This window comes from Sporomusaceae bacterium, assembly GCA_031460455.1.
GTDB lineage: Bacteria > Bacillota > Negativicutes > Sporomusales > UBA7701 > Anaeroselena.
In genome coordinates, this window is the sequence record JAVKTQ010000002.1 from 377450 (window position 1) to 403912 (window position 26463).

Below are 26463 nucleotides of genomic sequence, written 5' to 3' on the forward strand. Positions count from 1 at the left end.
GTGTGTGAATCAGGTGCGGTATTTGAAGGTGATGGTTTTTTTCATGTCGGGGTGGAGGCTGTTGAATACGGGGCATTCTTTGGCGGTGAGCTCGATGATCTTTTTCTGTTTGGGGCTGTAGTTGTCGTGCGGCAGGGTAAATTCGCTGATGAGCTCGACGATGCGGCGCGGGTCGGTGCCCATGACTTTGGTTGTCTGGACTTCGGCGCCTTCGATGGAGAAGCCGTGGGTTTGGGCGGCGATGCCCATGATGGTGAGGACGCAGGACCCGAAGGCGGTGGCGACGAGGTCGGTGGGGGAGAAGGCTTCGCCGCGGCCCTGGTTGTCGACGGGGGCGTCGGTGATGAGTTTGTTGCCTGATTGAAGGTGGACGCATTCGGTGCGCAGGCTGCCGAGGTATTTGTTTGTTACGGTTGCCATTATAAGACCCCTTCCGGATGTTTTTTCACTGTGGATATATTCCAGCAGCAAGCGGCAATTTCCTTTTTCCGGCGTAAAAATACCCCGTACCCGGGCGGCGGGGGGCGGGCCGGAGGGGTAGGGGAAAATAGGACAAAAGGCCCGGTATTTTGAGACTTTAGTACTAAAAAGGCTTGCCAACGACATGAAAACGCGCTAATATTAAGTAAATAGTATGAATTTTTGAAGAATATTGTCGAAAACATTATAGCAGCAAACCTGTCGAAAGACAGGGACGCAAAGCCATGGGTCTAAGGACGGGTGTCTATGACTGCCAGGTTGCCTATTCGCTGAGGCGAATTGCTTTTCTCCGCGGCAGTCTTTGATACGACTGGCGCTATTTTTATGGGCCGGGCGCCCGCCATGATGCGGGGCGCGACCGGCTGGCGGAGGGGGAGAAGCGATGCCGGGATTGGATTTCGCATATTTGCTCGCCGCTGGGGGGATTATCGTGGTTTTGCTGGCCGCGTATGTTTATGCGACGGTGTCGGAGCCGAAAAGCTTTTTCCGGCGGCCTGTGGGGCAGGTTCAGGTCAGGGATCTGCGCAAGATCAAGAGCCGATAAGGCCGCGGGAACGATCTGGCGGCGCGTTGGCCGGTAGTTGCGGATTATGGGAAAGGAGGTGCGCCATGAAGAAGATGACTGTTAATGAGTTGACGCCGGGGTTGGTGGTGGGCCGCGAGGTGGTTTCCCGCGAGGGAATCGTTCTTCTCGAAAAGGGTGGGCGGCTGACACAGGCGCATATCGCCTGTCTCCTTCGCCGCGAGGTGCCGTACGTTTATATCGAGGAAGGGTAATACGTTATCAGAATTGAGGATTGCTGCGGCCGGCGAAAAGCCGGCCGTTTGCTTTTGCGGGCGGACGCGGGCGGATGGGTTGGCGCGGGGCGGGTCGGCTTGCTATAATACAAGTACGATGTTCCGCACGGGAGGGTATCCATGGCGAGCGAGCTGACGGAAAAACTGAGCCATTTGCCGGATAAGCCGGGCGTTTACCTGATGAAGGACGCGAGCGGCCGGATCATCTATGTCGGCAAGGCGGTCAACCTGAAGAACAGGGTGCGTTCTTATTTCCAGACCAGCCGCGCTCATTCGCCGAAGACGGTGGCGCTGGTGGCCCGCATCGCCGATCTGGAGTTCATTGTGACGGCGTCGGAGATCGAGGCGCTGATCCTGGAGTGCAATCTGATCAAGAAGCACCGCCCGAAGTACAATATCAGCCTGCGGGACGACAAGAGCTTCCCGTACGTGAAGGTGACGGTGAACGAGCCGTATCCCCAGGTTTATGTGACGCGGCGGGTGGTAAAGGACGGGGCGCGCTATTACGGCCCTTATACCGACGCCGGGGCGATCCACGCGACGGTTGCCCTGCTGCGCCGCCTGTTCCCGCTGCGTACCTGCCGCAAGCTGGATGCGCCCCGGCCGTGCCTGCAGCACCATATCAAGCGCTGCCTGGCGCCCTGCGCCGGCAAGGTGGACGAGAAGGCGTACGGGGAGATGATCCGGGCGGTGCTGCTGCTGCTGGAGGGGCGCTCGGACGATGTGGTGAAGGAGCTGAGGCGGCGGATGGCGGAGGCGGCCGCGAACCTGGAGTTCGAGCGGGCGGCCCGCCTGCGCGACCAGGTGGCGGCGGTGGAGAAGGTGGTGGAGAAGCAGAATATCGTGACCGGCGCGGGCGACCAGGATGCGGTCGGACTGGCGCGCTCGGCGGCCGGCACGTGCGCCCAGGTGTTCTTCATCCGCAGCGGCAAGTTGGTAGGGCGGGAGCATTTCCTGCTGACCGGCGGCGAGGACGAGGAGGACGCCGCGGCGCTGGCGGCGTTCGTGAAGCAGTATTACAGCCAGGCGGCGTTCATCCCGCGCGAGGTGCTGCTGCCGGAGGCGCTGCCCGAGCAGGAGCTGCTGGCCGAGTGGCTGAGCGGCCTGAAGGGCGGCCGGGTGAGGGTGGAGGCGCCCAAGCGCGGCACGAAGCGCGATCTGGTGACGATGGCGGCCGACAACGCGGCGGTGGTGCTGGCGGAGCAGGCGGCCCGCCTGGCGGCCGACGTCGGGCGGACGGCGGGGGCGGTGGCGGAGCTGGCGGAGTATCTCGGCCTGCCGGCCCCGCCGGCGCGGATCGAGTGTTTCGATATTTCCCACATCCAGGGGGCGGAGACGGTGGCGTCGATGGTGGTATTCGAGGACGGCGCGGCCAACAAGGACGAGTACCGCCGCTACAAGCTTAAGACGGTGGAGGGCAAGCCGGACGATTTCCGCTCGATGGCGGAGGTGGTGGGGCGGCGTTTCCGGGGGGCGGAAGGACCGTTGCCCGATCTGGTGATTATCGACGGCGGCAAGGGGCAGCTGAGCGCCGCGCTGGCGGTTATCCGCGAGCAGGGTGTCGCTGTGCCGGTTGTGGGGCTGGCGAAGGAGTTCGAGCATATTTTCCGCGAGGGGGAGAGCGAGCCGCTCATCTTGCCGCGCAGTTCCCAGGCGCTTTTCCTGGTGCAGCGCATCCGCGACGAGGCCCACCGCTTCGCGATAACTTATCACCGCAAGCTGCGGGCCCGCCGCAACCTGGTGTCGGTGCTCGACCATGTGCCGGGGATCGGCCCGGCCCGCCGCAAGGCGCTGTGGGAGCATTTCGGCGGCATGGCGAAGATCAAGGCGGCGACGGTGGAGGAGCTGGCGGCGGCGCCGGGGATGACGCGGCCGGCGGCCGAGGCGGTGTATGCATTTTTCCAGCGCCGGGAGGGGAAAGATGGCTGATGTTATTACGCCGCTGACCGGGATCGTGCTGGCCGGCGGCCAAAGTAGCCGCATGGGCCGGGATAAGGCCTGTCTGCCGTGGGGGGAGGGCGATCTCCTCAATACGGTGCTGGCGGCGCTGGCCCCCGTTTGCGGCCGCCTGATCGTGGTGAGCAATGTGCCGCGGGCCATCTCTCTGGCGGAGGTGGCGGTGGTGGCCGACCGTTACCGGGGCTGCGGGCCGCTGGCCGGCATCCACGCCGGGCTGCTGGCGTCAGGGGAGGGCTACAGTTTCGTGGCCGCCTGCGATATGCCGTATTTGCGGGCCGACGCTGTCGCCTATATGGCGAAGGCGGCCGAGGGTTACGACGCGGCGGCGCCTTATGTGGACGGGCATTTCCATCCGCTGCACGCCGTATACCATCATCGCTGCCTGCCGGCGGTCGAGGCGCTGCTGGCGGGCGGCCGCTACCGGGTGGTCGATTTTTACGATATGGTAAGCCTGCGCCGTGTAAGCAAGGATGAGCTGGCGAGCTTAGATCCGGAGCTGCGGATGCTGCGAAATATGAACAGCCCGGAGGATTTGCCGCCTGGCTACGGCCGCTGATAAGCAGTAAGTAATTTTTAGACTGCGTAGGAAGCTCCAGATGCAAGGCGCTCTGAGGAGCAACGCCGCAGATGGATTTCCTACGCAGTCTATTTTTTCCATGCATGATGGCGGTTTTTCGGGTCATAATAGTATCGCAGAGGTTCGTAATGGTCGAGCCAAGATTGGTGCCGGATCTCACACGGGGTTCGGTATCAGTCGGCCAAAGATTGGCGTCGGGTCTCACCAGGGGTTCGGCGTTAGTCGGCGGGCAGATCGTCATGTGTCTTGTAAGGCTGTACGGCAGCCCAACTGTTGTCGTGTGGTCAAAAGGGATGTATGGCGGTCGAGCTAAGACTGTCAGGGGTGCCGGAGAGGTTTCCCGGAAAACTGTACTTGGGTCTGTCGTTGTCGGGAGACTGCGGCAGGTTCGGCAGGTACTCCTGGTAGTCGAGCAAAGGTCTGCTCCAGTTGTGTAATGCTTGTGCGTAGCCGAAAGGTTGCGTATAGGTATGTAGTGATTGGGGTGGGCTGTAGCGTAGATCATTGCGGGCCTTTGCCCTGTTTGTGGATTCTCGGCCGTTGATTACCGCCCATCTGCTGCGTTGTTCCTGCGGTCGCTTGCTAGCGTACATCCGAGTACGCGTCGCGGCGCGATCTTGGAGCCGCCTTGCATCTGGACGGTACTGAACGGCCTTTTGCTTTTTACTATATAGGGACGTTTGGTTTCTGACGAGAGACGTTAATTACAAATATTTAAAATGTATTGACTTGGATGGCTAATGACGTTACAATTAATGCAATTAACTTAATAGTAGCCCAGAAAAACCATGAAGAGGAAAAGTAGGCTTGGGAGTTCGGCCCAGAGAACCGGGGAAAGGTGTGAGCCCGGTGCGGACGACGATGCCGAAGTTCTCCTCGGAGTTGCTGGCTGAAGGCCGCCGGAAGGCGGCTGGTAGGCTTCGCCGGGTCTTCCGCCGTTACAGGGAAGGGGATATCGGCGGCTTTGGCCTGCCCGTATCCTGATGAGACGGATGCGCGGCGTGAGCCGTGTTATCCAATGAGGGTGGTACCGCGGGATAATATTCTCCCGCCCCTTTTTGCACAAGGGGCGGGAGTTTTGTATTTTCGTCCGGCGAGGGAGGTGAGGTTTAAGTGCTGGGTTTGAGCGATCCGTGGATAATCGCCGCTTATCTGCTGTGCCTGGGCGCGGCGGGGCTGTGCGTGGGCTGGGCGGTTTTGGCGGGTAAAAAAGATTAATTTGAAAGGATGAATCGTTATGAATCATTACCTGCTTTACGGGATGCTGGCGCTGTTCGTCGGGGCCACGGCCCTGCTGGGCTATCTGGGATATCGCCATACGAAGTCTTCGCGGGACTATCTGATCGCCGGCGGCAACGTCCACCCGGTGCTGATGGCGCTGGCATACGGCTCGACGTTCATTTCGACGTCGGCGATCGTCGGTTTCGGCGGCGCGGCCGGGGTGTATGGGCTGAGCCTGTTGTGGCTGACGGTGTTCAATATTTTTGTCGGCATTTTCGTGGCGTTCGTGGTGTTCGGACTCAGGACGCGGGCGATGGCTCACGCTCTCAAGGTCAATACGTTCCCCGAATTCCTCGGCGCCCGTTTCCAGTCGCCTTTCATCCGGCGGTTCGCGGCGGCGGTGCTCAGCCTGACGATGCCGCTTTACGCGGCGGCGGTGATGATCGGCGGGGCCCGCTATATGGAAGAGGCGCTGGGGCTGGATTATGTCGCCGCTCTGACGGTGTTCGCCGCCATCGTTCTCGGCTACGTTTATTTCGGCGGTCTGCGGGGCGTGATCTACAACGACGCTTTTCAGTCGACGATAATGTTTGTGAGCATGGCGGTGCTGATCGTGCTGACGTATGTGAAGCTGGGCGGGGTGACGGCCGCCCATGGCAAGCTGGAGGCTTTAAGGGCGCTGGTGCCGGCGGCGCTGGCGGCGAAGGGCCATCAGGGCTGGGCCGCGATGCCGGCTTTCGGCTCGGAAATTTGGTGGTTTGTGGTTTCGACGCTCGTCCTGGGGGTGGGCATCGGGGTGCTTGCCCAGCCGCAGCTGGCGGTGCGCTATATGACGGTGGCCAGTTCGCGCGACCTTAACCGGGCTTTGGGGGTCGGCGGGGTTTTTATTCTCTTCATGACCGGGGTGGCGTTTACGGTCGGGGCGTTGTCCAACGTCTATTTCGTGGAGGCGTCCGGCAGGCTTGCTCTGGCGGCGACGGCCGCCGGCGGCGCGGCCCCCAATGTCGACAGGGTGATTCCGCTGTTCATCGCCCAGGCGATGCCGGAATGGCTGAAGTATCTGTTCCTGTTCACGCTGCTGTCGGCGGCGATGTCGACGCTCAGCGGGCAGTTCCATCTGATTTCGAGCTCGCTTTCCTACGATCTCAACCCCGGCCGGGGGCGGAGCGATAAGCGGACGCTGCTTTTAAACCGGGCGGGGACGGTGGCGGGCTTCGCGCTGACGTTGGCCCTGTCGCTGCTGCTGCCGCCGGGTATCATCGCTATTGCGACCGCGCTGTTTTTCGGTTTCTGCGCCTCGGCCTTCCTGCCGATGTACGCCGCGGCGCTTTACTGGCCGCGGGTGACGCCGGCCGGGGCGGCCTGGAGCATGGTGGCGGCGAGCGTGACTTATCTAACTCTGGTGCTGGTGGTGCATGAAAAGGAGGCGGCGATCTTCGGCGTGTGCCAGAGCCTGTTCGGGGTCAAGTCGCTGGCGTCGGCCCCGTGGACGTATATCGATCCGCTGGTGATAACGCTGCCGATCAGCGCGCTGACGCTGTGGGCGGTGAGCCTGGCGACCCAGCCGGCGGCGGAGGGGGCGCTGGAGGTTAAGGAAGAGGCGGTATAATATGTAGATTTACCGGCCGTTCAGAAAGCCCCATCTGCTGCGTTGTTCCTCAGAGCGCTTGCTAGCGTACATCCAAGTACGCGTCGCGGCGCGTTCTTCCGGTACGCCTTGCATCTGGGGCTTTCTGAACGGCCGGATTTGCCTTTTGGCTTTGTTATTGGTACAATTTATATAACAGCAACTATTAAGGAGGATTGGCTATGGCGAAGTGGGAGTGCAGCGTGTGCGGCTATGTTTACGACGAGGCGGCGGGCGATCCCGAGCACGGCATCGCGGCCGGGACGAAGTTCGAGGATATCCCCGACGACTGGGTGTGCCCGGTGTGCGGGGTGGGCAAGGACCAGTTCACGAAGCAGTAGGATACAGGGAAAGGCCCTCTGAAAAGAGGGCCTTTTTTTGTGGCCGCCTGATGGCGGCGCGGGATTAAATTGTCAGCACGCCCTGGAGCGTGACGGCCGCGCCGTCGCGCCAGACTTTTATCGCCATGATCGGTCCCTTGTTAAGCATCTCGATGAGCTGCGTCGGGGAGGCGATGTCGACGCCGTTGATGGCCAGGAGGACGTCTTTTTCCCTGATCTGCATCTTGTCGGCGAAGCTGTCCTGGGCGACCGACAGGACGAGGAAGGCCACCGGGCGGTCAAGGCTTAGGGTTTTGAGCTCCTGGGCGTCGAGCAGGCGGAGCTGGAGGCCGAAGCCCTTGGGCGGGCCGGCCTGGCCGCCGCTCTGGCCGCTGCTTTGGCCGCCCTTGGCGATGCTGGCGTTGAAAGCATAATTAATAAGCTTGACCTGCTTGTCGGACGTGGCTCCGTTGCGGACGACTCGGGCGACGACGGTTTCCTCCGCCTTGCCGGCGACCGCTTCCCGGCAGGCGGCGTTCCACGAGCCTTTATCGGTGATCGGATAGGTTTTGCCGGCATATGTGGCCTGGACGATGACATCCTCCGACGTCAGGGGCGAGCCGGGGGCGCCTGAATGGACGACCGCGCCGGCGGCGACATTGGCCTGTTTGAGGACCTTTTCGAGGTAGCCGGCGCTGCCGGTGGCGATGCTGAAGTCGTAGTAGGGAGGCAACGGCGCGTTCTGGGCGATCGCCAGGGTGGCGACGGCGTCGATCAGTTTGCGGCCGTGGGCTGGACTGGCGATAAAGAAGGTGTCCGCAGGGTTGATGTTCATCATCGAATAGTATTTTCCTTCGTCATCGTCCATCTGCGAAAAGCCTGTCACTTTGCTGAAGTCAATTCCCCAACGGAGAGCATTGGCGCCGTAGGCGAAGACGATCTGAAGCATGTTCTGGTCGACGGCGAAGTCCTGGATTTGGTTGTAGTTTGCGTCGCGGGTGAGGAACGGCCTGAGTTCTTTGATCGCCGCGATGGCGGCGTCGGTGGACGCCAGGGGCTGGGGAACGTGCCAGGCGTAGCCAAAACTGGCCGCGGCGGTTGCGCCGCCGCCGGCCGCGAGGCAGGCAAACAGGGCGATTGCGACGAGTTTCCGCAGGATTGTCATAAAATACGCCTCCCGTCATCGACAATTGCCGATATACTTCCCTATACTTCGCGGAAAATCCTTCCATGGACGCCGCGCCGGAGGCGCGGCACAAACAGGATTAAAAAAATGAAGAGACCGTCCCAAAGCGCCGCTTCAAGACGGTCCCAATACTATCTTGAATTGCCGGGACTGAGCTAAAAAGCTCCAGATGCAAGGCGCACCGGAGGCTGTCACCACCGTTTCCTCCGCGACAACGTTTAGATGCGTTGTTTGCACAGGATCGGTTTAACAGCATCGCGCGTACACGAACGTACGCTGAGGATGGCAGCCGAGGAGCAACGCCGCAGATGGACTTTTTAGCCAGTCCCCCTGTTTTACAGCTTAAAGCGCATAACGGAGCGGTTGAGTTCGTCGGCCACTTGGCTAAGCGCCTGCGCGCTGGCAGAGATTTCCTCGATGGAGGCGTTGACTTCTTCGGCGCTGGCGGCGGTGGTTTCGGTGGCGGCGGCGGACTGTTCGGCGACGGAGGCGACGTTCTGGATGGCGTCTTTGATGCTGGCCGCGGCCGCGGCCTGACGGTTGGCCATGCCTACGGCTTCGGCGACTTTGGCGGCGGTGACGTCGACGGTGGCGGTGATTTCGCTGAAGCTGGCGTTGGCGCGGGTGATGGTTTCGACGCCGCCGGCTACGGCGGAGCTGGTGCCGGCGAAGGCCCGGACGACGCCGTCGATGTCGCCGAGCATGTCGCCGATGATGGCGCCGATCTGTTCGGCGGCTTGCCCGGACTGTTCGGCGAGTTTGCGGACTTCTTCGGCGACGACGGCGAAGCCGCGGCCGTGTTCGCCGGCCCTGGCGGCCTCGATGGCGGCGTTGAGGGCCAACAGGTTTGTCTGGCCGGCGATGGTGTTGATCATTTCGACGATCTCCCGCACTTGCTGGGATTTGGTGTTGAGTTCCCCGGCCAGCCGGGTGTTGGCGGCGGTGGTGTCGGCGATGCCGCGGATGACGGCGGTCGCTTCGTCGATGGCGGACTGGCCTTTGCTGGCGGCGGCGCTGATTGCTTTGGCGTTGCCGGTCAGCGCCTGCATTTCGCCGGCGACGGTCGCGGCGAGGTCATTGAGTTCGGCGGTGCGCTCGGCGGCCCCCGCTACCGCCCGTCCGGTCTCGTCGGCGCCTTTGGCGATTTCGCCGGCGGTTGCGGCGACCTGGCTGACGGCCCGGCCGGCTTCGTCGGTGGTGGCGGCTAATTGCTGGCTGGAGGCAGACAGGGATTCGGCGTTGCTCTGGACGGTGCCTACGATGGAGCGCAGGTTTTTGACGGTGTCGTTGACGGCGGCGGCGAGCTGGCCGAGTTCGTCGCGGGAGCGGTGGTCGACGGACAGGGTGAGGTCGCCGGCGCCGAGCTTCGCTACTTCACGGGTCACGAGGGTGAGGGGGCGGAACATGCGGCCGATGAGCCACCAGACGGCGAGGGTGATGAGGAGGAGGGCGGCGAGGAGGAGAAGGGCGCTGCTTTTGATCCCGCCGTAGAAGCCTTTCATGAGCTCGGCTTTGGGGAGGGAGGTGGCCACATACCAGCCGGGGCCGACGGCCTGATGGAGGGATATGTAGCTGGGCTGGCCGAGGGAGGATATATAGGATTTCGGCTTGCCGGTGTTGTCCTGGAAAAGCTGCACAAGTTCGGGCGAGGCTGATTTGCCGTCTTTGACGAGCTGCTCGACGTTGTGGGCGATGAAGCGGCCGTCGGGGGTCATTATGGCGGCCAGGCCACTGTAGCCTGATTTGAGGTCGTTGAGGAGGAATTGGAGGAAGGTGAGGTCGAGGCTCAAGGTCATGACGCCGACGGTGTCCAGTTTGCCGTCCTGGAGGGGGTAGGCGATGACGACGGTGGGTTTGCCGGTGGTGCGGCTGACGACGACGTCGCTGACGGTGACGCTACCGCTGTTGATCGACGCTTTCCAGTGAGCCCGGTCGGCGAGACTGGCGCCGAGCATTTTGGGGTCGAAGGGGTAGCCGGTGATGATTTTGCCGGCACGGTCGGTGATGTTGATGGCCATTATGCCGGGCATGTTGCTCTGGGCGACCCTGAGCTGCTGCATTATGGCCGGATGGTCGCCGGAGAGCAGGGCGGGTTGCTTGGCGAGAATCTGTCCAGTTTGCCAGAAGGTCATGAACCAGGTGTTGACTTCGTGGCCGAGCATGGCGCTCTGCCCTTCCATGGCCGCAAGGGCGTCGCGCTCGACGGCCGAATAGATGGAATAGAGCTGTAGGCCGCTGACCATAAGGGTGACGGCTAGCAGGGCCACGATCATGACAGACAGGAACTTGTTTTTGATACTCAAGCGATTCTCGCCTCCCCAGTAGCTAATTAATGGAAAAATTCGCTATTAATATGACGATTCCTGTGTAAATGTGCAAAATTAGTCGATATATGTCAAATTGTTGCGCCGTGAATGGGCGGGGGCCGGGCGAAAAATGAAGAACCGGGAGGCTAGTCCCGGTTCGCGTTCAGTGCTGGAGTTTGTGGAGGTGCGGCAGCCAGCCCTTGTTGAGGACGAGCTGCATGAGGCTGAAGTTGTAGTCGGTGGCTTTGTCGAGGACGTCCTGGTACATTTTGGCGAGGTAGGGCTGGTAGCAGTTGTGCATGGCGGCGAGGACGGCCATTTGGGAGGTTTTGGCCATGTTGGCGAGGAGGAGGGCGATTTCCTGGTCGCTGAAGCGGGCCGCTTCGGGGAGGTCGAGCGGTTTGTCGAGGAGGTCGCGCCGCATGAAGTGGAGAGCGGGCAGGTCGGCGCCGGCGGCGGCGAGGGTTTTTTCGGCGTGATTGGTGAGCCACTCGGTCTGTTCGTCGATGGAACGTTTGAGGAGCGCCCTGAGGTCGGCGTCGCGGGCCTGGTTGTAGAGGACGGCTAGGGTGGCGACGTTCTGGCGGCCGGCCATGATGCTGGCGTAGAGCGCGGCGGCTTCGACACGGTTGGGAGGCTCTTTGTCGAACATCATGTTGAGGGCGGTGTCGGCCTGGGCCATAATTTTTTCGGCGATGGTCATGGCGTTGCCTCCTGTGCGAGTTTTGGCGATGCGCTAATAGCATGGACATTATGGCGTTTTTTCATGCGCCGGGGGGAGGAGTCGGCCACGAGTGGCGCGAAATTATAGAGGCTGGGTTAAAAGCCCGTTATTGTTCCGGGGAAAATTGTCAGTTGTATGGAGGTTGAAACGATGGATTGGAAGACTTTGAAGCAGACTGCGCGGGAGAAGTTCAACGGCGCGTGCCGGGTGTGCCCGGTGTGCAACGGGGTGGCTTGCGCCGGGGAGATGCCCGGCATGGGCGGGATCGGCACCGGGGCTTCGTTTCAGAATAATGTGGCGGCGCTGGCCGGGTACCGCCTGAATCTGAAGGTGGTGCACGCCGTAAGCGAGCCGGTGATGGCCTGTAAGATTCTCGGTATGGAGCTGTCGATGCCGATTATTGGCGCGGCGATCGCGGGCGGCAAGCTGAATATGGGCGGGGCGACGACCGAGCCGGAGTACGCGGCGGCGGTCGTGAGCGGCTGCCACCAGGCGGGCACGGTGGGCATGACGGGCGACGGGCCGATTGCCGATGTGTTCGAGGCCGGGCTGGCGGCGATCGGCGCCGTGGGCGGCAGGGGCATCCCGGTGATCAAGCCGCGGGAGAACGATAAGATTATCGAGAAGGCCAACCAGGCGGCTGCCGCCGGGGCTTTTGCTTTCGGGATGGACATCGACGCGGCGGCGATCATCAATATGACGAACGCCGGCCAGCCGGTGGGGCCGAAGACGGCGGCCGAGCTGGCGCATATCAAGAAGAGTACGAAGATTCCCTTTATCGTGAAGGGGATTATGGTGCCCGAGGATGCGCGGGCCTGTGTGGAGGCGGGGGTGGACGCGATCGTGGTTTCGAACCACGGCGGCCGGGTGCTCGATCATACGCCGGGCACGGCCGAGGTGCTGCCGTATATCGCCGAGGCGGTGAAGGGCAAGGTCACGATTTTGGTGGACGGCGGCATCCGCAGCGGGGCCGATGTGCTGAAGATGCTGGCTCTGGGCGCCGATGCGGTGCTGGTGGGCCGGCCGGTGACGATCGGCGGCGTGGGCGCCGGGGCCGAAGGTGTGGCGATGGTGCTGAACAAGATGGCTGCCGAGCTGCGCGCCGCGATGGTGCTGACCGGGACGGCGAATGTGTCCGAGGTACCCGAAGATATCCTCTGGTAAGGTTAATGATAAGGCCGCCGGGTTTTGAGCCCGGCGGCTTTTGTGTTGGTGAGAACGTCGTCCCCTTGCAATGCCGGAACCGTTCAGAAACCCCCAGATGCAAGGCGCACCGGAAGAGCGCGCCGCGCCGCGTACTCGGATGTACGCAAGCAAGCGCTCTGAGGAGCAACGCCGCAGATGGGGGTTTATCAACGGTTCCATTGTATCGCCCTAAAGTTTTAATTGTTTAAAGTATTAGAAGGATATCCTATTAGCATATAGAATTATATACTCATTCTGTTTGGGAGGGGATTTCTCATGAGCAAAAAGTATTTGGCGCTGGCGCTGGCGATAGTGTTCGCCCTGACCGCGGTGCTGGCCGGCTGCGGTTCGAGCCAGCCCGCGCAGCCGGCCAAACCGGCCGCGCCGCAGAAGATTATCATCGCTTACACGCCGTGGACCGGCTACGCGGCGCTGTTCGTAGCCCAGTCGAAGGGTATGTTCAAGGCCCGCGGCCTCGATGTCGAGGTGCAGGCGATCGAAGGCGTCGGCGACCGCAAGCAGGCGCTGGCCGCCGGCAAGATCCAGGGCATGGCCGCGTCGATCGACGTTTCCATTTCGGCCGCCGAAAGTCTGCCGCTGAAGTATGTGTGGGCGTTCGATTCTTCGGCCGGCGCGGACGGTCTGCTGGCCAAGCCGGAGATCAAGAGCTTCGCCGATCTCAAGGGCAAGCAGGTGGCCTACCACAAGGGTTCGGCTTCCCATCTGATGCTGACCGAGCTGCTGGCTAAGAATAATATGAAGGAAAGCGACCTCGTCCCGGTGGATATGAAGGCTTCGGAGGCCGCCGCCGCGTTCATGGCCGGCAAGGTCGACGCCGCCGTTACCTGGGAGCCGCACCTGACCAAGGCCGTGAAGGCCGGCGGTAAGCTGATGGCGACTACGAAGGATACCCCCGGCCTGATCGCCGACGTGCTGGTGTTCAAGGATGACTATGTGAAGGCTAACCAGGAGACGGTGCAGAAGATCGTCGAGGCGATGGCCGAGGCGACCGATTTCCTGATCAAGAACCCGGCCGAGGCCAGCAAGATGGTGGCCGAGGGCATGAAGATGAAGCCGGAGGACGTGGCTTCCGATTTCCCGACGCTGAAGTTTTACGACCTGAAGGGCAATCTCGAGTTCTACGGTACCGCCGACAAGCCGGGCCCGATGTACGCCGTGACCAAGAAGGCCGCCCAGTTCTACGTCGACCAGAAGGTCCTCAAGGCAGTGCCCGATGTGAGCAAGATTCTCGACAACAGCTTTGTCCTCAAGATCAAGAAGTAAGGAATGTTTGCAGCGGAGAGGTTGCGCCGGAGGCTGGGGCCTTGGAGCAGCCTCTCTTTTTTGGCAGCCTGCATGGGGCAGGCTGTGGTATAATTATTGATGGAGTTTCCCCGGAAAGGAAATGTGGTAATCTTGTCCAGGAGTAAAATCTTCGTCCCGAAAGCCGCTATCCCGTCCCATTTGTACGCGCTGTGCAGCGCGCTGGCCTTCGCCCTGCTGCTGTTGGTGTGGTCGGCGCTGACATACGGCGCGTTTGTGCCGCCGCTTTTCCTGCCGACGCCGGACGCGATTGTGACGAGCGCAATTACGCTGTTTGCCGAGTTCGAGCTGATGAGCGATGTGTGGGCGAGCGTGCTGCGCGTGACGGCCGGGTTTCTGCTGGCGGCAGTGATCGGTGTGCCGCTGGGGGTGCTGATGGGCAGTCTGAAGACGTTCGAGGCGTTTTTTGAGCCGTTGTTGGGCTTTATCCGCTATATGCCGGCTTCGGCGTTCATCCCGCTGTTCATCCTCTGGCTGGGGATCGGCGAGAGCGAGAAGATCGCGGTAATTTTTTTCGGCACATTTTTTCAATTGACACTGATGGTTATGGACGTCACTAAGAATGTGTCCATGGACCTTATCAATACGGCCTATACGCTGGGCGTGTCGCAGCGCGGCGTTTTCCGGCGGGTTATCCTGCCGGCCAGCCTGCCGGGGATCGTCGATACGCTGCGGATAACCTTCGGCTGGGCCTGGACTTACCTGGTGGTGGCCGAGATTGTGGCCGCCAGCTCGGGGCTGGGGTATATGATCATGCAGTCGCAGCGCTTTCTGAAGACGTCGAATATTATCGTCGGCATCGTGGTGATCGGCATCATCGGCATTATCATCGATGTGCTGTTCAAGTGGCTGTACGCGCGGCTCTTCCCGTGGCTGGGCAAAGGGGGTGCCGCGTGATGGGCGCCAAGCTGCTGGTGGAGAATGTTTCGAAGGTGTTTGCGGGGCAGGACCGCGAGGTGACGGCGCTGCAGCACACGAATTTCAGCGTGACCGAGAGCGAGTTTATCACTATCCTCGGGCCGTCGGGCTGCGGCAAGTCGACGATCCTGAAGATCATCGCCGGCCTGGAGGAGACTTCGAGCGGCCGGGTGACGCTGGATGGCCGGGAGATCAACGGGCCTGGCAAGGACCGCGGCATGGTGTTCCAGAGTTATACGCTTTTCCCGTGGCTTACGGTGGCGGAGAATATCGAGTTCGGCCTGGATGTGGCCGGACGTCCGAAGGCGGAGCGCCGGGATATCGCCGCCCATTATATCGCCAAGATCGGCCTGAAGGGGTTCGAGAAGGCCTACCCGGCCCATCTTTCCGGGGGCATGAAGCAGCGGGTGGCGATAGCCCGCGCGCTGGCCAACGATCCGCAGGTGCTGCTGATGGATGAGCCGTTCGGGGCGCTGGACGCCCAGACGCGGGCGGTGATGCAGGAGCTGCTGCTGAGTGTGTGGGAGGAGTCTCACAAGACCATCCTGTTCGTCACCCACGATGTTGACGAGGCGGTGTTCATGGGCGATACGGTGTATGTGATGACGGCCCGGCCGGGGCGGATAAAGGCGCGCATCGCCGTGCCGCTGCCGCGCCCGCGCAGCTACGATATCAAGGTGTCGGACGTTTTTCTCGACATCAAGAAGGAGATCCTCGGCCTGATCCGCGAGGAGAGCTGGAAGGCGGCCAACAGCCTGGAGCTTATGGAGGGTGTGCGCAATGAAGAAGTATAGCATTTTTGAGACAGGCTGGGGCTATGTGGCGGCGATGTGGTCGCCGGGCGGCCTGTGGGCGATTTCTTTCCCCCGCGCGTCGGCTGAGGAGGCGCTGGCCTCGCTCAAGGTCAGTGTATCCGGGGTCGAGGAGGGGTACCCCGAGTGGGCAGCCAGCCTGGAGGGCGAGCTGAAACGGTATTTCGCCGGGGAGAAGCTGGATTTTACGGCGCCGGTGGACTGGGACGGCTATACGCCTTTCCAGGCGGCGGTGCTGCGCTATACGGCGGCCATCCCGTACGGCGTCGTCGAAGGCTACGGCCGGGTGGCGGCGGCGATCGGCCACCCCAAGGCGGCCCGCGCCGTGGGCGGGGCGCTGCATATCAACCGCACGCCGGTCGTGGTGCCCTGCCACCGCGTGGTGGGGGCGAACGGCGCGCTGGTCGGCTTCGGCGGCGGGCTGGACCGGAAGAAGGCATTATTGGATCTGGAGTCGGTCACTTATAAGGATCGCTGAGAGCCCTAGACAAAAAATTATTGCCATATATTTGTCCAAAGGGATATAATATCAGTATTGGCAAAACAGACCGGGAGGGCGCGCTAGTGTCGGGCTTTCTGCTGAGAATCCTCATCAACGCGATAATTATCTGCGCCGTGGTGGTGGAACTGCCGGGCATCTTTGTGGATACCCTGGGCGGCACGCTGCTGGGTGCGGCGATCATCGGCGTCGCCAACGCGGCGATCAGGCCACTCTTAACACTGGCGGCGATGCCTTTCAACGCGGTGACGGTCGGTTCGTTCGCCTTTTTCACCAACCTTGTGGCGCCGCTGGCGGTGGTCAAGGCGCTGCCGGGGTTCCAGGTGTCGAGCTTTATGGCGCCGCTGGCGGGGATATTGCTGATGACGCTGTGCAGTTACACGCTGACCAAGGTAATTCAAGACCGGTAAGGAAAAAGGGCGCCTCGGTCGAGGCGCCCTTTTAGGTTTAGAATCTGTAGGTGAGGCCGAGGCCGAAGCCTTTGGTGGTTGTATCGAGGTCGATGTCGTTGACTTTGAGGTCGTCGATGCGCTTGTAGCGGTAGAAGAGGTTGACGTCGAGGTCTTTGGCGAGGGCGTAGGCGAAGCCCGCTTCGGCGTTGAGCAGGCTGCCGCCGGCGCCGACGATGCCGTAGAGGGTGGTTTTCTTGCCGAGCGCGGTTGTGCCGATGAGGCCGACCTGCCAGGTACTCTTGCCGGGCAGCGAGTAGCCCGGGGCGTTGGTAGTGAGCCTGGCCTGATGCCAGCCGGCGAAGGCGGACAGGTTCTTGTCGAGCTTATAGAGGACGTTGACTTCCTGGCTCCTGACACCGCCGTGAAAACCGCTGTAGTCTTTGCTCACCGGGTTGAAGTAGCGGTACTGGATGGCCCACTTGCCGCCGAGGCCGGCGGTGAGGCCGTAGTCGAAGTTGCCGCTTTTGCCGTCGAGGGTTTCGCCGTTGGCTTCCAGGTCGAGGCTCGGGGTCCAGTTGACGTCGAGGGCCACTTTGCCGGCCGAGTAGTCGGTTAGCGGGCTGGCCATCGTTACGCCCGCCGTCGTGAAGGTGCAAAGCAGCACCGCGAGGATTATCGCGAGTTTTTTCATTCCGTTATACCTCCTTTCTCTGGAATCTATAGCTAGACTATGCAGTCATCGCCAAATATGATGCTCGGAAATTATTACCACCGTCCAGGAGGGTTCACTCATGTCCATCAGATTGATCGCCATCGATTTAGACGACACGCTTCTCGACCATAGCCGCACGATTTCGCCCCGGGCGCGCGCCGCGATCGCCGCGGCGATGGCGAAGGGCGTCACGGTGACGGTGGCCACCGGCCGCATGTTTCGCTCGGCGCTGCCGTACGCGCAGCAACTGGGGCTGGATGTGCCGCTGATAACTTATAACGGGGCGCTGATAAAGTGCGGCCTGTCGGGGGAGACGCTCCGCCATCTGCCGCTCGATATGGCGACGGCCCGCGCGCTGCTCGCCCTGTTCCGCGACCGCGGCTGGTATGTGCAGGTGTATCTTGACGATGTGCTGTACGTGCGGGAGCGCAACGCCAATGCCCGCTTGTACGAGACGATCGCCGGCGTCGAGTCGGTGCCGGTGGGGGACGAGCTGTGGTCGCCGGCGGGGCCGCCAACGAAGATGCTGGCGATGGGGGACCCGGCCGATATTCCGGCGATCGAGGCGGCCGTCCGCGCCGTCGGCGGCGACCGGGTGTACACGGCGGCTTCGAAGACCAATTACCTGGAGATGACCGATCCGGCCGCCAACAAGGGGGCGGCTCTCGCTTTCCTGGCCGGCTGGCTGGGGATCGACCGATCCGAGGTGATGGCGATCGGCGATTCGAGCAACGATCTCGATATGGTCGAGTACGCCGGCTGGGGGGTGGCGATGGGCAACGCCAGCCCGCGGGTGAAGGCGGCGGCCCAGGCGGTTACGGAGGCCAACGACGCCGACGGTGTGGCGGCGGCGATCGAGAGGTTTGTGCTGAATAAGTGAAAATGCGCAAGAGGCCGTCGGGAGATGGCCTCTTGCTATGCCGGGCAGGATTTTGCCAGCCCCGCATAGTATTGAGATTATTGATGAGTCGGCCGCCGCACGGGCGGACGGCGCCGGGGAGGTGACCGACGGTGAACCGCGAGGGTGTAAGGAAACTGCTCACCGAGCACGAGTGGGAGGAGATCGTCAGGCTGGCGATGCTCGACCGGCGCGTGCTGCGTATTCTTCTTGGCCTGCTTTACGACGCCGAAGACTATGTGCACTGGCTGGCGATCGACGCCATCGGCCGCTGCGGGGGCCGGACGGCCGCCGACAACCCGGAAAAGACGCGGGATCTCGTCCGCCGCCTGCTGTGGACGCTGAACGACGAGAGCGGCGGCACGCCCTGGGGAGCGACCGGGGCGATCGGCGCGGTGATCGCCGCCCGTCCTGATCTGTTTGGCGGGTACCTGTCGATGATTTGTCCGTTTCACGATGATGTGAACCTCTACCCGGAGTTTATCTGGTCGGTGGGCGCGGTGGGCCGCACCCGCCCCGACCTGGCGGGCGAGTATGTGCCCTTCCTGCTGGACGCCCTCGGTCACGCCGCGGCGGACATCCGCGGCTATGCCGCGTGGTGCCTGGGCGTGCTGCGGGCCGCGGCCGCGGCGGCCGCTCTGGGGGCCAGCCTGGAAGACGCCGCCGCGGCGGCGGTGTACGAGGGGGACGGTGTTTACCGCCGGCGGCCTGTCGGCGCCATCGCCGCCGACAGTCTGGCGAGGATGGGAAAGCGCTAGAACGGTTACCCCTGAATGAGCCGCGGGGCGTTCAGAGTCCCCAGATGCAAGGCAGGGCGAGGACGCGCAGCGACGCGTACTTGACGCGTACGCTAGCAAGCGCCCGCAGCCCTAACGCCGCAGATGGGGGCTATCAACGCCCCGCCTTTTGCTTTTTAAACAGAGATAGCCTATAATTGGTATATATATAAAGGAGTGATCCCATGCGGTTCGAAGCTGATCTGCACATTCACACCGTCGCCAGCGGGCATGCTTACAGCACGGTGCTGGAGGTCGCCCGCGCCGCCGCCGACAGGGGGCTGGCGCTGATCGCCCTTACCGATCACGGGCCGGCGATGCCGGGGGGGCCGCATGCCTACCACTTCAGCAATCAGTTTTGCATGCCGGAGAGCATTTTCGGCGTCAGGGTGCTGAAGGGGGTCGAAGCGAACGTGATGGATCGCGACGGCACGCTCGATCTGGACGAAGGCCGCCTGGCGAAGATGGAGATAGTGCTGGCCGGGCTGCATACCTTCTGCGCTCCGTACGGCACGGTGGACGAGAACACGGCGATGATGATCAATACGATCAGGAATCCCTGGGTGGACGTTATCGTCCATCCGGGCAACCCGGAGTACCTCATCGACGAGGCGGCGGTGGTCCGGGCCGCGGCGGAGCACGGCGTGGCCCTGGAGATCAACAACAGTTCGCTGACCGTCTCCCGCAAAGGCAGCCTGCCGCACTGCGACCATATCGCCTGCCTGGCGAAGGAGTATGGCTGCAAGATTCTCATGGGCTCGGACAGCCATTTCGCTTATTCCGTGGGCGACTTCGGCGCGGCCGCCGGGATCGTCGCCAGGAACGGCATCGATCCGGCGAAGGTGCTCAATACGTCGGTGGCGGCAATCACGCGCTATTTAGAGGAGCGCAGGGATAAAAGACCGAAGAAATAGATGCTTTGTATGAGCTTATTAATAGCCGTGTGCGGGAGCTGATCAGGATGGATAATTTTCGCCTCGTAATCGTTACCGGCATGTCGGGAGCGGGAAAAACCCAGGTCGTCCGGGCGATGGAGGATCTGGGCTATTTCTGCGTGGACAATCTGCCGCCGATGCTCATCCCCAAGTTCGCCGAGCTGTGCGTGCAGTCTGCCGGCCGGGTGAGCAAGATCGCTCTGGTGGTGGATATCCGCGGCGGCGAGTTTTTCGATACCCTTGTGCAGGTGCTCGAAGATCTTGAGACGCAGGGTTTCATGTACGAGATCCTCTTCCTGGAGGCGTCGGACGAGACGCTTATCCGCCGTTACAAAGAATCGCGCCGCCGCCACCCCATGGCTCCTTTCGGCCGGGTGAGCGAGGGCATCAGCCGCGAGCGCGAGCGCCTGGAGCACATCCGCGGCCGGGCCACGCATATCATCGATACTTCCGATCTGGCCACATCGCAGCTCAAGGAGAAGATCACCGCAATGTTCGCCGGCGAGCGTGACAGCGACCGGATGACGGTGACGGTGGTGTCGTTCGGGTTCAAGTACGGTATCCCGCTGGACGCCGATATGGTGTTCGATGTGCGGTTCCTGCCCAATCCCTTCTATGTGGAGTCGCTGCGGCGCAAGAGCGGCAAGGAGGCCGATGTCAGCGATTATATCGGCAAGTGGCCGATCACCCACCAGTTCCTCGACAAGCTCGGCAGTCTGATCGATTTCCTGGTGCCCAACTATGTCAAGGAGGGCAAGGGCCAGTTGATAATCGCCGTGGGCTGCACCGGCGGCCTCCACCGTTCGGTGTTCGTGGCCGAGAAGATCCACGAGGGGCTGAAGAAGAAGGGGTATCGGGTGGGTGTGGAGCATAGGGATATTAAGCATAACGTGCTGGAGGTCTAGTTCTGGTTCTTAGGCGGCTGTTGATAAGCGTCGCCTCGCGGCGTTGCGACTGCGTCTGCCATCCTCAGCGTACGTTCGAGTACGCTTCCGGTGTCAGACTTGTCGCGCCTTGCGACGCTCGCTTCTGAACAGCCGCTCGCTAAAGAAAACGTATTCGGGATTACACGAACCGGCTAGAAGCGAGTAGCGCAAGGCGCCGAGACGACGGCACCGGAGACGTACACGGACGTACGTCGAGGATGCCGGCGGCGAAGGCAAGTGCGCGGTTCTTAGCGCTTCAGCGCTTAGAACTGCGGCCTGCCCCTTGCGGGTGCAAAGCGATACGAAGCTTATCGCCGGTTCTCAGGAGCATGGCGTGAACTACCTGAAGTGGCTTTACCCGGGCATGAAGCTTAAGAGATGGCTGCTGCTTTTTTCGGTTGGCGTCATCGCCGCCAGCCTGGGGCTTGCTATTGTCTTCAATTATAAATACATCGGCGTGGTGGAGGAGAATATCTTCAAGATGTTTTACCGCGCCACCGGCAAGTATTATTACGCCGCCACCACCGTCGCCGGCACGGTTATTTTTGTCCTCGGCCTGGCGGTGATGACGTTTTCCACGCGCCAGATTATCCGTTCGGTCGTCAGCGTGCTGCTGCCGGAGGGGTCGGACAAGCTCGTGGAGATCATTTTCCAGAAGCGCAAGCTCAACCGGGGCCCGGCGGTGACCGTCCTCGGCGGCGGCACCGGCCTGTCGGTGCTGCTGAGAGGCATAAAGAGCGTGACAAGCAATATCACGGCGATTGTGACGGTGGCCGACGACGGCGGCTCTTCGGGGCGCATCCGCAACGATCTGGGCATTATCCCGCCGGGCGATCTCCGCAGCTGCCTGGTGGCGCTGGCCGACACCGAGCCGCTGATGGAGAAGCTGTTTCAGCACCGCTTCGGCGGCGCGGGCGATCTTGCCGGGCACAGCTTCGGCAATCTGTATATCGCGGCGATGACCGAGGTGCTGGGCGATGTTGAACTGGCGCTGAAGGAGTCGAGCAAGGTTCTGGCGGTCCGCGGCCAGGTGCTGCCTTCGTCGGCCCAGACCATCCGCCTGGCGGCGGAGATGGCCGACGGCAGCATTGTGGAGGGCGAATCGCAGATTCCGCTCGCCGGCAAACCCATCCGCCGCGTGTTCATCAGGCCGGAGAACGCTCCGCCGGTGGCGAGCGCCATCGAGGCGATCGAGAACGCCGACGCCTGTATCCTGGGCCCCGGCAGCCTTTATACCAGCGTAATCCCCAACCTGCTGGTCGGCGGCATCGCCGATGCGCTGCGCCGTACGCAGGCTGTCAAGATTTATATCTGCAATGTCATGACCCAGCCGGGGGAGACGGACGGCTATACGGCGTCGCGCCACGTGCAGGCGATCGTCGACCATGTCGGCCCCGGACTGATCGATTATGTGGTGGTGAACGGCCAGGAAGTCGCGCCGGGCCTGCAGGAGTCGTACGCCCGCCAGGGCGCGTATCCGGTGGCGGTCGATACCGAGGAGCTCGAGGCTTTGGGCGTCAAGGTGGTGAAGGCCAGCCTCATCAGCGAGACGGTGCTGGTGCGCCACGATCCCGTCAAGCTGTCGCAGACGATCATGGAGATGGTTTTCCGGCTCAAGGCGAGTTCGGAGCGGATGAAGCTGCTGGATTATTATCTGATCGCCGATAATATCAAGGAGCTGAAGAACGGCGACAGCGGCCGCCGTTAAGATTGGCGGGGTAAGGCGAGCCGCGTTGTCGCAGTTGTTATCATGGAGTGAGTATAGGTGTCATTTTCCGCGGATGTGAAAAACGAGCTGGCCAGGGTGACGGACGGGCAGAACTGCTGCCATGTCGCCGAACTTGCCGCCCTCATGAGGATGGGCGGCACGATGCTTATCAGCGGCCACAATACTGTCGGCGTCAATTTTACGACCGAGAACGCGGCGGTGGCCCGCAAGGCGCTGACCCTCATCAAGCGCGGCTTCGGCCTTGCCGTCGAGGTGGTGGTGACCCGCGCCCGCCGGTTGAAGAAGGCCAATTCGTATCATGTGAAGGTGGCGCCTTCGCCGGTGGTGGCCAAGCTGCTGGCCGAGCTGGGCATCATGCGCGGCGAGGTTATCAACGCCGGCCGGGACATGGGCCTGCTGCGCAAGGCGTGCTGCCGCCGGGCGTATCTGCGGGGCGCGTTCCTCGGCGGCGGGTCGGTGAGCAGGCCGGAGGGGGAGTATCACCTCGAGCTGGTGACCGGCAACCACGATTTCGCCAAGACGCTGGTGCGGCTCTTGAGGTCGTTCGGTCTGCCGGCCCGCATGACCGACCGCAAGCAGGATTTCGTCGTCTATCTCAAGGACGGCGACGCGATAACTTCGCTGCTGCGCATCATCGGCGCCCACAATGCGCTGTTCGCGTTCGAGAACGTGCGGGTGGTCAAGGATATGCGCAATCAGGTGAACAGGCTGGTGAACTGCGAGACGGCCAACCTGCAGAAGACGGTGAACGCCGCGGTGCGGCAGGTGGAGAGCATCAAGCTGATCGCCGCCCGTATCGGCTTCGATAAGCTGCCGCCCAGCCTGCGGGAGGCGGCCGAGCTGCGCCTCGCCCACCAGGAAGCTACGCTGCAGGAGCTGGTGGACCTGGCGGATGGGCAGGTGGGCAAGTCGGGCATGAACCACCGCTTGCGGAAGCTGGAGCAGATCGCCCGCGACCTGGAAGGGAAGGAATAGATGAAGCTGCTGGTGAAAGGCGCCGCGGTCCTCGCCGCGCTTATCGTCCTGGCTGCCTTCTGGGCGGCCTGGCCCGCCGCGGGCGTGCCCATGCTGGCCTACCACAAGGTGGGCGACACCGAGGAAGCTTACAGCGTGGCGCCGGCCGATTTCGAGCGGCAGATGGCCTACCTGGCCGATAAGGGTTATACGGCGGTCACCATGGCCGACCTGGTCGGCCATATGACGGCGGAGAAGCCGCTGCCGCCGCGGCCGGTGGTGATAACGTTCGACGACGGTTATGCCGACAATTATTATACGGCGCTGCCGATCATGAAGAAGTACGGGATGAAGGCGACGGTGTTCGTTGTCACCGATTTTCTCGGCGAGCGGCCGTATATGACGTGGGACGAGCTTAAGGCGCTGCGGGCGGCGGGCACGGAAATCGGCTCGCATACGCTGCACCACCGGGCGCTGCCTGAGCTGCCGGCGGCCGAACGGCTGCGCGATGCGGCGCTGTCGAAGGACGGGCTGGAATGGCGGCTGGATGCGCCGGTCATATTCCTGGCCTACCCGTTCGGCCGGTACGACGCCGATACGACGGCGGCGCTGCGGGCGGCCGGGTACCGGGCGGCGGCCAGCACGCGGCTGGGGCTTAACAATCCCGGCGACGATCTCTATGCCCTGAAGCGGATCAACATCCCCCGCAGCAGCTGGGGGATGCTGGAGTTTCGGCTGCGGCTGATGAGGGCGAATGTGTATGATAAGCTTGGTTTGCAATAGGAAAGGCGGTCCTGTAAGGGACCGCCTTTGGCGTTTTTAAAAGCCGACTTTTTCCTTCCCCTTAAGGCCGAGGATGGCCCGCGCTTCGTCGGGGCCGGCGGTTTCGCGGCCGATGGCCTCGATGATTGTTTTGATCTGGGCGACTTGTTCGCCGCTCGATTTGGCGAGGACGCCGGGTCTGAGGTAGAGGTTGTCTTCGAGGCCGACGCGGACGTTGCCGCCCATGGCTGCCGCGGCGGCGGTGAGGGCGAACTGGTGGCGGCCGGCGGCGCAGCACGACCAGGTGATGTCGCCGAGGAGGTCGCGGGCCGTTTTGACCATGAAGACGAGGTTTTCGACGCTGGCGGGGATGCCGCCGAGGATGCCCATGACGAACTGGATGTAGATGGGCCGCCTGAGGATGCCGCGCTGGAGGAGGTGGGCGACGTTGTTGATCATGCCGACGTCGTAGACTTCGAATTCGGGGCAGGTGGCGTTGTCGTACATGGTGCGGGCGTAGTATTCGATGCCTTTGTAGGTATTGCTGAAGACCATGTCCCAGGTGCCTTTGAGGTAGGGGATTTCCCAGTCGAATTGGGGGTTTTTGAGTTTGTCGGCCGCCGGTTCGAGGACGAAGTCGACGGAGCCGGCGTTGCAGGAGGCCAGTTCGGGCTTGAGGGCCGGGACGACGGCGATGCGCTGTTCGAGGGACATGCCGAGGCCGCCGCCGGTGGTGATGCAGATGACGATGTCGCAGCTTTGTTTGATGCCTGCTACGATTTCCCTTACGGTGGCGATGTCGGGGGACGGCCGGCCGTTTTCGGGGTCGCGGGCGTGGATGTGGACGGCTGCCGCCCCGGCTTTCCAGGCGCTGACGGCGTCGTCGATTATCTGGCGGGGGGTTATCGGCAGATAGGGGGACATGCTCGGGGTGTGGATACCGCCGGTGATGGCGGCGGTGATGATGGTTTTCGTCATTGTCGCTTACACCTTCCTTTTTTGATTGGCGGTCGGTCGGCCGGCTACATTACTGCCGGCAGGACGAGGAGGCCGAAGGTGATGACGGCTCCCGCCCAGATGAGCATGATGAGGCCGTAGGGCAGGATGTCCTGGAAGCGGAGCTTGAAGGCTCCGAGGATGGGCAGGGCCCAGAAGGGCTGGATGAGGTTGGTCCACAGGTCGCCGTATGTGTAGGCGTTGATGGTCATCGGCAGGCTGGCGCCCAGCTTTTTGGCGGCCGGGAGGATGTAGGGGGCTTCGATGACGAATTTGGAGCCGCCGGAGGGGACGAAGATGTTGAGGAAGCCGGAGTAAAGGAAGACGACGAAGGGGAAGGTGTAGGCGGTGGAGATGGAGACGAACCAGTCGGCGATGATGGTGGCGAGGCCGGAGAAGGAGATGATGCCGAAGATGCCGGCGTAGAGGGGGAACTGGACGATGACGCCGCCGACGGTGGCGACGCCGCGCTGGACGGAGGCCATGAAGCTGTTGGCGCTGCCGTGCAGCAGCAGGCCGAGCATGAAGAAGATGAAGTTGAGGGTGTTGAGGTCGAGGCTGCCGATGCCTTTGGCGGCGATGAAGCGGCCGAACCAGAAGACGCCGAAGACGGCGATGAGGACGGGGAGGAGGGGCGAGCGGTCCCACCGCTCGGCCGGTGTGCGGGCTGCGTCTTTGGCGGGGAGGCTTTCCTGGGGGGCGAATTCTTTGGCGAGTTCGGGGGATATTTCTACGGCGTGGTCTTTGGCGGGGGCGACGGCCAGCATGATGAAGGGGGCGGTGACGAGCATGATGAGGTTGGTGAGAAGGAGGGCGGGGTCGAAGGTGGTCAGGCTGATGGGGATGACGCCGGTGACTTTTTCCATGAAGTGGCCGGGGGTGGCGAGCAGCAGCTGGGCGGCCATGGAGGGCCCGTTGGCGAGGACGATGCCGCAGTAGGAGATGGCGGCGACGAAGATGTAGTCGATGCCGAGGCCGCGCTTGCGGACGACGAGCTGCCGCCCCATGATGATGGAGACCATCATGCCGATGCCCCAGTGGAGGTACCAGAGGATGCTGATGAAGGTGAAGTACATGAGGATGGTGGCTCTGCGCGTTTTGGGTATGTCGATGAGCTTGTGGATGATGGTTCTGACGTATTTGGAGTCGGCGACGGTGAACCCGGTTATCATCAGTACGCACATCTGCATGGCGAAGGTGAGCAGTACCCAGAAGCCCTTGACCCAGTCGTCGATGAGCTGCAGGGGACCGTGTTTCGTCAGCCCCCAGGCCATGAAGAAGACAAGTACGGTGAGCGCCAGGACGAAAACCATGGCGTCCGGCACCCAGCGCACGCTCCAGCGGGAGAACGAGGATACGAAGGTGTGGAGAGCCCCGCGTGCTGGTCGGGGGGCTCCGGCGACAGGATTGGCCATTTTTTCAACCTCCTTTTAATCATCCCGGGACGG

At 62.2% G+C, this 26463-nt stretch carries 26 protein-coding genes, 1 riboswitch and 1 other annotated feature; of the genes, 19 read left to right on the plus strand and 7 right to left on the minus strand.

Annotation, left to right across the window (positions count from 1 at the left end; all coding sequences use genetic code 11):
- Positions 1–9: 9 nt before the first annotated feature.
- Positions 10–420, minus strand: a complete 411-nt coding sequence (locus RIN56_06365) for an OsmC family protein (protein ID MDR7866427.1) — start codon at positions 418–420, stop codon at positions 10–12.
- Between the two features lie 241 nt (positions 421–661).
- Positions 662–746: riboswitch (cyclic di-GMP riboswitch) on the plus strand.
- A 116-nt stretch (positions 747–862) separates the two neighbouring features.
- Between RIN56_06365 and RIN56_06370 the strand changes: the two genes are divergently transcribed.
- From RIN56_06370 to RIN56_06395, 6 genes are all read left to right on the plus strand, one after another.
- On the plus strand, positions 863–1024 hold the full coding sequence (locus RIN56_06370) for a hypothetical protein (protein MDR7866428.1): 162 nt from the start codon (positions 863–865) through the stop codon (positions 1022–1024).
- Between the two features lie 65 nt (positions 1025–1089).
- On the plus strand, positions 1090–1257 hold the full coding sequence (locus RIN56_06375) for a hypothetical protein (protein MDR7866429.1): 168 nt from the start codon (positions 1090–1092) through the stop codon (positions 1255–1257).
- Positions 1258–1398: 141 nt separating this feature from the next.
- Complete coding sequence (uvrC, locus tag RIN56_06380; protein ID MDR7866430.1) at positions 1399–3207, plus strand: excinuclease ABC subunit UvrC; 1809 nt, start codon at positions 1399–1401, stop codon at positions 3205–3207.
- Positions 3200–3793 carry a molybdenum cofactor guanylyltransferase gene (locus tag RIN56_06385; protein ID MDR7866431.1) on the plus strand — a complete coding sequence of 198 codons (594 nt, stop codon included), beginning with the start codon at positions 3200–3202 and terminating at the stop codon, positions 3791–3793. The genes uvrC and RIN56_06385 overlap by 8 nt, the downstream gene beginning before the upstream one ends.
- A gap of 800 nt (positions 3794–4593) precedes the next feature.
- Positions 4594–4873 (plus strand) — a binding site (T-box leader).
- A gap of 178 nt (positions 4874–5051) precedes the next feature.
- Positions 5052–6644 carry a sodium:solute symporter family protein gene (locus tag RIN56_06390; protein ID MDR7866432.1) on the plus strand — a complete coding sequence of 531 codons (1593 nt, stop codon included), beginning with the start codon at positions 5052–5054 and terminating at the stop codon, positions 6642–6644.
- Between the two features lie 200 nt (positions 6645–6844).
- Positions 6845–7003, plus strand: coding sequence for a rubredoxin (locus RIN56_06395; protein ID MDR7866433.1), 159 nt, complete (start codon positions 6845–6847; stop codon positions 7001–7003).
- Between the two features lie 64 nt (positions 7004–7067).
- Here the strand turns inward: RIN56_06395 and RIN56_06400 are convergent, their stop codons facing one another.
- The 3 genes from RIN56_06400 to RIN56_06410 all read right to left on the minus strand — a co-directional run bounded on the left by RIN56_06400 (position 7068) and on the right by RIN56_06410 (position 11177).
- Positions 7068–8147, minus strand: coding sequence for a hypothetical protein (locus RIN56_06400; protein MDR7866434.1), 1080 nt, complete (start codon positions 8145–8147; stop codon positions 7068–7070).
- A 356-nt stretch (positions 8148–8503) separates the two neighbouring features.
- The gene (locus RIN56_06405; protein ID MDR7866435.1) at positions 8504–10471 is read right to left on the minus strand and encodes a methyl-accepting chemotaxis protein; all 1968 of its coding nucleotides are present in this window, start codon (positions 10469–10471) and stop codon (positions 8504–8506) included.
- A gap of 166 nt (positions 10472–10637) precedes the next feature.
- Positions 10638–11177, minus strand: a complete 540-nt coding sequence (locus RIN56_06410; GenBank protein MDR7866436.1) for a DUF3231 family protein — start codon at positions 11175–11177, stop codon at positions 10638–10640.
- 171 nt (positions 11178–11348) lie between these two features.
- On the opposite strand from RIN56_06410, the gene RIN56_06415 reads away from it, so the two are divergent.
- From RIN56_06415 to RIN56_06440, 6 genes are all read left to right on the plus strand, one after another.
- Positions 11349–12362, plus strand: coding sequence for an alpha-hydroxy-acid oxidizing protein (locus RIN56_06415; protein ID MDR7866437.1), 1014 nt, complete (start codon positions 11349–11351; stop codon positions 12360–12362).
- Positions 12363–12659: 297 nt separating this feature from the next.
- Entirely contained in the window at positions 12660–13667 is a 1008-nt protein-coding gene (locus tag RIN56_06420) for an aliphatic sulfonate ABC transporter substrate-binding protein (protein ID MDR7866438.1), read from the plus strand.
- 123 nt (positions 13668–13790) lie between these two features.
- Positions 13791–14603 carry an ABC transporter permease gene (locus RIN56_06425; GenBank protein MDR7866439.1) on the plus strand — a complete coding sequence of 271 codons (813 nt, stop codon included), beginning with the start codon at positions 13791–13793 and terminating at the stop codon, positions 14601–14603.
- Positions 14603–15418 (plus strand): ABC transporter ATP-binding protein, encoded by an 816-nt coding sequence (locus RIN56_06430; GenBank protein MDR7866440.1) that lies wholly within the window; start codon positions 14603–14605, stop codon positions 15416–15418. Before RIN56_06425 ends, RIN56_06430 begins: the two co-directional genes overlap by 1 nt.
- A complete protein-coding gene (locus tag RIN56_06435) occupies positions 15405–15914 on the plus strand; it encodes a methylated-DNA--[protein]-cysteine S-methyltransferase (GenBank protein ID MDR7866441.1) in 510 nt (169 codons plus the stop codon). The genes RIN56_06430 and RIN56_06435 overlap by 14 nt, the downstream gene beginning before the upstream one ends.
- 86 nt (positions 15915–16000) lie before the next feature.
- A complete protein-coding gene (locus tag RIN56_06440; protein ID MDR7866442.1) occupies positions 16001–16345 on the plus strand; it encodes a phage holin family protein in 345 nt (114 codons plus the stop codon).
- Between the two features lie 37 nt (positions 16346–16382).
- Here RIN56_06440 and RIN56_06445 read toward each other — a convergent pair whose 3' ends face one another.
- Positions 16383–17018: a hypothetical protein gene (locus RIN56_06445; protein MDR7866443.1), complete on the minus strand. Its 636-nt coding sequence runs from the start codon at positions 17016–17018 to the stop codon at positions 16383–16385.
- A 100-nt stretch (positions 17019–17118) separates the two neighbouring features.
- Between RIN56_06445 and RIN56_06450 the strand changes: the two genes are divergently transcribed.
- From RIN56_06450 to RIN56_06480, 7 genes are all read left to right on the plus strand, one after another.
- Positions 17119–17919: a Cof-type HAD-IIB family hydrolase gene (locus RIN56_06450; GenBank protein ID MDR7866444.1), complete on the plus strand. Its 801-nt coding sequence runs from the start codon at positions 17119–17121 to the stop codon at positions 17917–17919.
- A 131-nt stretch (positions 17920–18050) separates the two neighbouring features.
- Complete coding sequence (locus tag RIN56_06455; GenBank protein MDR7866445.1) at positions 18051–18695, plus strand: hypothetical protein; 645 nt, start codon at positions 18051–18053, stop codon at positions 18693–18695.
- Positions 18696–18898: 203 nt separating this feature from the next.
- The gene (locus RIN56_06460) at positions 18899–19627 is read left to right on the plus strand and encodes a phosphatase (GenBank protein ID MDR7866446.1); all 729 of its coding nucleotides are present in this window, start codon (positions 18899–18901) and stop codon (positions 19625–19627) included.
- 47 nt (positions 19628–19674) lie between these two features.
- Positions 19675–20553, plus strand: a complete 879-nt coding sequence (gene rapZ / locus RIN56_06465) for an RNase adapter RapZ (GenBank protein ID MDR7866447.1) — start codon at positions 19675–19677, stop codon at positions 20551–20553.
- Between the two features lie 355 nt (positions 20554–20908).
- Positions 20909–22282, plus strand: coding sequence for a YvcK family protein (locus RIN56_06470; protein MDR7866448.1), 1374 nt, complete (start codon positions 20909–20911; stop codon positions 22280–22282).
- Between the two features lie 57 nt (positions 22283–22339).
- Entirely contained in the window at positions 22340–23278 is a 939-nt protein-coding gene (whiA, locus tag RIN56_06475; GenBank protein MDR7866449.1) for a DNA-binding protein WhiA, read from the plus strand.
- Positions 23279–24040, plus strand: a complete 762-nt coding sequence (locus RIN56_06480; protein ID MDR7866450.1) for a polysaccharide deacetylase family protein — start codon at positions 23279–23281, stop codon at positions 24038–24040.
- A 36-nt stretch (positions 24041–24076) separates the two neighbouring features.
- Here the strand turns inward: RIN56_06480 and RIN56_06485 are convergent, their stop codons facing one another.
- Positions 24077–24997, minus strand: a complete 921-nt coding sequence (locus RIN56_06485) for a 3-keto-5-aminohexanoate cleavage protein (GenBank protein ID MDR7866451.1) — start codon at positions 24995–24997, stop codon at positions 24077–24079.
- A gap of 44 nt (positions 24998–25041) precedes the next feature.
- Positions 25042–26430 carry a TIGR00366 family protein gene (locus RIN56_06490; GenBank protein ID MDR7866452.1) on the minus strand — a complete coding sequence of 463 codons (1389 nt, stop codon included), beginning with the start codon at positions 26428–26430 and terminating at the stop codon, positions 25042–25044.
- Positions 26431–26463 lie beyond the last annotated feature (33 nt).

Bases quoted from the DNA above. Each gene is read 5' to 3' on its own strand.
- RIN56_06370 (MDR7866428.1), top strand. From the start codon at position 863: ATGCCGGGATTGGATTTCGCATATTTGCTCGCCGCTGGGGGGATTATC.
- RIN56_06400 (MDR7866434.1), bottom strand. From the start codon at position 8,147: ATGACAATCCTGCGGAAACTCGTCGCAATCGCCCTGTTTGCCTGCCTC.
- RIN56_06445 (MDR7866443.1), bottom strand. From the start codon at position 17,018: ATGAAAAAACTCGCGATAATCCTCGCGGTGCTGCTTTGCACCTTCACG.
- RIN56_06390 (MDR7866432.1), top strand. From the start codon at position 5,052: ATGAATCATTACCTGCTTTACGGGATGCTGGCGCTGTTCGTCGGGGCC.
- RIN56_06420 (MDR7866438.1), top strand. From the start codon at position 12,660: ATGAGCAAAAAGTATTTGGCGCTGGCGCTGGCGATAGTGTTCGCCCTG.
- RIN56_06385 (MDR7866431.1), top strand. From the start codon at position 3,200: ATGGCTGATGTTATTACGCCGCTGACCGGGATCGTGCTGGCCGGCGGC.
- RIN56_06485 (MDR7866451.1), bottom strand. From the start codon at position 24,997: ATGACGAAAACCATCATCACCGCCGCCATCACCGGCGGTATCCACACC.
- RIN56_06365 (MDR7866427.1), bottom strand. From the start codon at position 420: ATGGCAACCGTAACAAACAAATACCTCGGCAGCCTGCGCACCGAATGC.
- RIN56_06480 (MDR7866450.1), top strand. From the start codon at position 23,279: ATGAAGCTGCTGGTGAAAGGCGCCGCGGTCCTCGCCGCGCTTATCGTC.
- RIN56_06410 (MDR7866436.1), bottom strand. From the start codon at position 11,177: ATGACCATCGCCGAAAAAATTATGGCCCAGGCCGACACCGCCCTCAAC.
- RIN56_06450 (MDR7866444.1), top strand. From the start codon at position 17,119: ATGTCCATCAGATTGATCGCCATCGATTTAGACGACACGCTTCTCGAC.
- uvrC (MDR7866430.1), top strand. From the start codon at position 1,399: ATGGCGAGCGAGCTGACGGAAAAACTGAGCCATTTGCCGGATAAGCCG.
- RIN56_06415 (MDR7866437.1), top strand. From the start codon at position 11,349: ATGGATTGGAAGACTTTGAAGCAGACTGCGCGGGAGAAGTTCAACGGC.
- RIN56_06460 (MDR7866446.1), top strand. From the start codon at position 18,899: ATGCGGTTCGAAGCTGATCTGCACATTCACACCGTCGCCAGCGGGCAT.
- RIN56_06490 (MDR7866452.1), bottom strand. From the start codon at position 26,430: ATGGCCAATCCTGTCGCCGGAGCCCCCCGACCAGCACGCGGGGCTCTC.
- RIN56_06375 (MDR7866429.1), top strand. From the start codon at position 1,090: ATGAAGAAGATGACTGTTAATGAGTTGACGCCGGGGTTGGTGGTGGGC.
- rapZ (MDR7866447.1), top strand. From the start codon at position 19,675: ATGGATAATTTTCGCCTCGTAATCGTTACCGGCATGTCGGGAGCGGGA.
- RIN56_06395 (MDR7866433.1), top strand. From the start codon at position 6,845: ATGGCGAAGTGGGAGTGCAGCGTGTGCGGCTATGTTTACGACGAGGCG.
- RIN56_06430 (MDR7866440.1), top strand. From the start codon at position 14,603: ATGGGCGCCAAGCTGCTGGTGGAGAATGTTTCGAAGGTGTTTGCGGGG.
- RIN56_06435 (MDR7866441.1), top strand. From the start codon at position 15,405: ATGAAGAAGTATAGCATTTTTGAGACAGGCTGGGGCTATGTGGCGGCG.